The organism is Candidatus Infernicultor aquiphilus, assembly GCF_002784285.1.
Classification (GTDB): domain Bacteria; phylum Atribacterota; class Phoenicimicrobiia; order Phoenicimicrobiales; family Phoenicimicrobiaceae; genus Infernicultor; species Infernicultor aquiphilus.
Map to the genome: position 1 here is coordinate 1 of NZ_PFKO01000111.1, position 5,212 is coordinate 5,212.

The 5,212-nt window shown below is 31.9% G+C and carries 6 protein-coding genes and 1 pseudogene; all 7 read left to right on the plus strand.

The annotated features are described in order from the left end of the window. The first annotated feature begins 477 nt into the window (after positions 1-477). Positions 478-654, plus strand: coding sequence for a DUF1016 N-terminal domain-containing protein (locus tag COZ07_RS03080; RefSeq protein WP_406607121.1), 177 nt, complete (start codon positions 478-480; stop codon positions 652-654). Beyond that, positions 594-719 (plus strand): annotated as a pseudogene (locus COZ07_RS03085) (PDDEXK nuclease domain-containing protein); the annotation flags it as partial. The gene COZ07_RS03080 and the pseudogene COZ07_RS03085, both read left to right, overlap by 61 nt. Before the next feature lie 290 nt (positions 720-1,009). Then, positions 1,010-2,341 carry an ATP-binding protein gene (locus COZ07_RS03090; protein WP_406607122.1) on the plus strand — a complete coding sequence of 444 codons (1,332 nt, stop codon included), beginning with the start codon at positions 1,010-1,012 and terminating at the stop codon, positions 2,339-2,341. 69 nt (positions 2,342-2,410) lie between these two features. Then, complete coding sequence (locus COZ07_RS03095) at positions 2,411-3,211, plus strand: M55 family metallopeptidase (protein ID WP_406607123.1); 801 nt, start codon at positions 2,411-2,413, stop codon at positions 3,209-3,211. 147 nt (positions 3,212-3,358) lie between these two features. Further along, entirely contained in the window at positions 3,359-4,042 is a 684-nt protein-coding gene (locus COZ07_RS03100) for an amino acid ABC transporter permease (protein ID WP_406607124.1), read from the plus strand. Positions 4,043-4,047: 5 nt separating this feature from the next. Next, positions 4,048-4,824 (plus strand): amino acid ABC transporter ATP-binding protein, encoded by a 777-nt coding sequence (locus COZ07_RS03105; protein WP_406607125.1) that lies wholly within the window; start codon positions 4,048-4,050, stop codon positions 4,822-4,824. Next, positions 4,821-5,212: ABC transporter permease subunit (locus COZ07_RS03110; RefSeq protein WP_406607126.1), on the plus strand; the 392-nt coding region annotated here is incomplete at its 3' end. The genes COZ07_RS03105 and COZ07_RS03110, both read left to right, overlap by 4 nt.

Sequence of the window (5,212 nt, forward strand, 5' to 3'; positions counted from 1 at the left end):
GGATTTATCCGACCCGCTTATTTACGGGTTCGATAAATCGAACCCCTACAACATAATTATAACTAATCTTATTTCCAACGCGATACGCAATACGAGACGAAGTCTGTTGAAAATATTTTTGGCTTTTTGGGAAATAATCATAACATAAAAGGTAAAAATTATTCTAAAATGAAAATTCATTTAAGAATTATTTTTAAAAAAGAGGAATTTATACTATAATTCTAATATGATGATTGATAGTAGTATCGAACGAAAATAATGTTTAAAGGAGAACTGTTATGAAAATATATATAAGTGCTGCTATCGAAGGAGTTACCGGTATTACCAATTGCCTTTTGAAATATATAAGTTGAGGAAGTAGAAAGGAGAGAAATAGATTTAAAAAAACAGAATCAGGATTACGAAAAAACGCTTTCTTCAGTCATTAAGAAAATCGAAGAGAGCAAACACCAAGCCATTACTACTGTAAATAAATTATTGATTGAACTTTATTGGTTCATTGGTGAGACACTTGTGAATCTACAAGAAAAAAGCAAATGGGGCGAGGGGGTAGTGGAAAAACTATCCCAGGATTTGAAAATGAAGTATCCTGAATTGATTTGCTCTTTTTCCGTAGAGAACTCAAATGTCTTATCCCAATCGAGCTTAAAATAAGTGAATTCAAGCCTGAGTATGTAGGTAAGATGCAATTTTATCTTGCAGCTCTTGATGGAAAAATAGGGACACATCTTTGCCTGTGCGTGCCTGCCTGTGCGAACCTGCACGCAGACAGGCCATTTTATTCTGAATGCGACAGGGAATGGTTGTAATAGCTCAAAAACTTGGTAACTTTTTTTACTTTTTGTAAAGAACGTTTTTTCGCATTTAGAATTTGTGAAGCCTGACCCTGAAAACTGGATAGCCGATAGCCATGCTTTTCTACCAGTTGACATAAAAGAGAGATTATTGTACTATAATATCGGTAATAATAGGTAAAAAAATATATTTATACCTAATATAAGAGGAAATAATGGATAAAAATGAAATAATTAAAATATTAAAAGATTGGAATTTTTGGGGAAGGGATTTAAATACAGGAATTAGCCGTCCCTATTATCTTAATAAAATTAGAGATTTTCAAAAAAGCTCTCATATTATTGTAATTACTGGAGCAAGGAGAAGTGGAAAATCTTTTATAATGAAACAGATAGCCAAGGAACTAATAAAAGAAGATATTAACCAGAAAGATATATTAATTATTAATTTTGAAGATCCCCGTTTTGTAGAATTAGATACAAAAACTTTGCAAAAAGCTTATGAAGTCTATTTAGAATTTTTAAATCCCCAAGAAAAACCCTATCTTTTTCTCGATGAAATTCAGGAAGTAAAAGATTGGGAAAGATGGGTAAGAACAATTCATGAATTAGATAAAGCAAAAATTGTTATATCCGGTTCGAATGCTAAGCTGTTGAGTAGGGAATTATCTACTTTGCTTACCGGAAGACATTTAGATTTAGTTATCTTTCCTCTTTCTTTTAAAGAGTATCTAGCCTTTAAAAATATAGATTTATCAGACAAATTTGAAATGGTGAATAAAGAGATAGAGATTAAAAGATTCTTGAAAGAGTATATTGAATTTGGTTCTTTTCCCGAGGTGGTCTTAGGAGGGGAAAAAAGACAGATTCTATTAACTTATTTTGAAGATATATTAAATAAAGATCTTATCAGAAGATTTAAAATACGAAAGAGTGAGGAATTAATTTCTCTGGCTAAGTTTTATCTGAGCAATATCTCTTCATTGATTACTTTTAATTCCCTGGAAAGATCATTAAATATTTCAGCTGACACGGTGGAAAAATTTTCTCATTATCTGGAAGATACTTTTATTTTATTCTTTCTTAAAAGGTTTTCCTATAAGATTAAAGAACAAGAAAAGAGTCCAAGAAAAGTTTATGCAGTAGATGTTGGTTTAGCAAATACCATAGGTTTTAGATTTAGTCAAAATATCGGGAGACTCGCCGAAAATTTAGTATTTTTAGAATTAAAAAGAAAAGAAATCTTTGATCCTAATTTAGAATTGTTTTATTGGAAAGATGTTAATAATATAGAAGTAGATTTTATAATAAAGGAGAATTTAAAAGTCAAGCAACTTATTCAGGTTTGTTGGGAAGTAGATAGACCGGAAACAAAAAATAGAGAAATTAGAGCTTTACTTAAGGCTATGAAGGAATTCAATCTTAAAAAAGGTTTAATTATTACTGATGATTATGAGGCAGAAGAAAATATTAAGGGTAAAAAAATAAATTATACTCCCTTATGGAAATGGTATTTAGGGCAAGAAAAGGACCATAAAAATTATTAGATAAGTTTAGATATTTGTTAATATTAATTAATATTTTAGTAAACTTAATTAATAGTAGAGGAGAGAGATATGAAAATATATATAAGTGCTGATATCGAAGGAGTTACCGGTATTACCCATTGGGATGAAACTGAAAAGTCAAAATCTGATTATCAAAAATTTGCCCAGCAGATGACTGACGAGGTTAAAGCGGCATGTGAAGGGGCAGTGAATGCGGGGGTAGAAGAGATTTGGATTAAAGATGCCCATGGCAGTGGAAGAAATATTATCGCAGTTGATCTCCCGGAAATAATTAGACTGGTACGGGGTTGGAGTGAACACCCTTTTTTAATGGTTCAAGAATTGGACGAATCATTTGATGCTTTATTAATGATTGGTTATCATTCTTTCGGTAGTTCCAATGCCAATCCTTTATCTCATACTTTAAACCCTAATCGTCTTAATTATATTAAACTAAACGGAGAATTTGCCAGTGAATTCTTAATCCATAGTTATATTGCGGCGATGGTAGAGGTACCGGTAGTTTTTGTGAGTGGAGATGAAGGGATTTGCAAAGAAGTGAATAAAGTCAATAAAAACATCAAGACTGTGGCGGTAAATAAAGGGGTGGGTAATTCAGTAATTAGCATTCATCCCCAACTTGCCACAAAAAAGATTAAAGAAGGAGTAGAGTTCGCATTAAAAGGAGATATCAATAAATGTAAAGTTAAGTTCCCGGATCATTTTAAAATAGAACTATCATTTAGAAATCATGGGAGAGCCTTTAAAGCATCTTTTTACCCCGGAATGAAACAACTTTCTTCTACTAATGTAGTATTTGAATCGGACGATTATTTTGAAGTTTTACGAATGTTATTATTTACGACTTAAAAAGATTTAAAACGAGGATTTATTATATAAAGAAAATTAATCTAAATTTTTTATAATTTCGTGAAAATAAAACAGGATTTTTAAAATTTATATTGAAGTATTATAAATGGATTATAAAAAATAAAAATAGATTTTTTAGGAGTAAGAATGACAGAAAACCTTTTATTAATTTATCAATCTCTTCCTTATCTACTAAAGGGATCTATAGTAACTCTTAAACTAATAGGAGGAGCTTTAGGTTTAGGGTTTATAATAGGGATTCCTATGGCCATAGGCCAGGTTTATGGTAATAAGTACATTGCTGGTTTAATTTCGTTTTATGTCTGGTTCTTCCGAGGGATTCCCGTCTTAGTACTTCTTTTTCTTTTTTATTTCGGACTATTTATGTTTTTAGGATTTAATTTAACGGCTCTTACTGCTGCTATTTTAGTCTTAGGTTTCCGAAGCGCTGCTTATCAATCTCAAATATTTCGAGGAAGTATCCAATCAATAGGTGAGGGACAGATGTTAGCCGCTAGGTCTTTGGGGATGAGTAAAATTCAAGCTATCTGGAATATTATCTTACCTCAAACTTTGCGAATTTCTATTCCGGGATGGTCAAATGAATATTCGATTATCTTAAAAGATTCAGCTGTAACTTATGCTATCGGATTAATAGAGATAATAACTCGAGGAAGTTTTATTGCTGTTCGCACTTATAAACCTATGCCTATTTATCTTACCTGTGCGGTAATTTTTCTTATTTTAACTTACGGCGGAGTAAAAGTTCTTGATCTTTTAGAAAATAAAGTAAAAATCCCTGGTTACGGAGAGAGGAGAGGTGAAATTTAAACAAGATGCAGAAGGATAAAGATATTATTGTATTACGTGTAGAAGATATACATAAAAGATACGGAAAAGAAGAGATATTAAAAGGAATTTCCTTTGAGATTAAAAAAGGGGAGACTAAAGTTATTATTGGTCCTTCGGGAAGTGGTAAAAGCACCCTTCTTCGATGTATAAATCAATTAACTATACCGGATAGTGGTCGAGTCTGGTTAGAAAATGAGGAAGTAACTCATACTAAGAAAAATATTAATCAGTTTCGCCAAAAGATGGGTATGGTTTTTCAGGATTTTAATTTATTTGATCATTTAACTGCTTTGAAAAATGTGGAAATAGGTTTAGTTAAAGTAAAAAAGATAGATAAAAAAGAGGCTAAAGAAAAAGCAATAGAAGAATTAAGACAAGTTGGTTTGGAAGAACAAGCCAATTTATATCCGGCACAACTTTCCGGTGGACAAAAACAAAGAGTATCTATAGCCAGAGCATTAGCTATGGATCCTAAGGTAATGCTTTTTGATGAACCTACTTCTGCCCTTGACCCTGAGCTAATTGGAGAAGTGTTAGAGGTAATAAAAAAATTAGCTCTTAGTGGAATGACTATGGTAGTGGTAACCCATGAAATGGGTTTTGCTCGTTCAGTAGCAAATGAAGTAATATTTGTAGAAGGTGGAAGAATAATAGACCAGGGTTCCCCTTATAAACTTTTTACTAATCCTGATCATGAGCGAACCAAAAAATTTCTTTGTAAAATAACTGAACTTTATGGAAAGTCGGTAGAAAAAAGATGATTGATTTGATTTTTATTCGGGATATTCTTTTACCTCCTCTATTAAAAGGAGTCATTGTTACTATTGAATTAATAGTTTTATCTATTCCTTTAGGCTTAATTTTAGGTATTCTGATAGCAGTGGGGCGAGCATATGGAAATAAAATTATTTCTTCTCTTTGTGCTATTTATACAATATTTTTTAGAGGTATCCCCTTATTAGTACAACTTTTTATTCTCTATTTTGGGCTTCCCTCTATAGGTATTTTCTTTTCGCCTTTTGTTGCAGCTACAATAGGTTTTATCCTTTGCAGCGGAGCATATCATTCTGAATATATCAGAGGAGCTATCCAATCGATTAAAAGCGGTCAGATGATGGCTGCTGAAGCCTTAGGCATGAACAAGTTTAA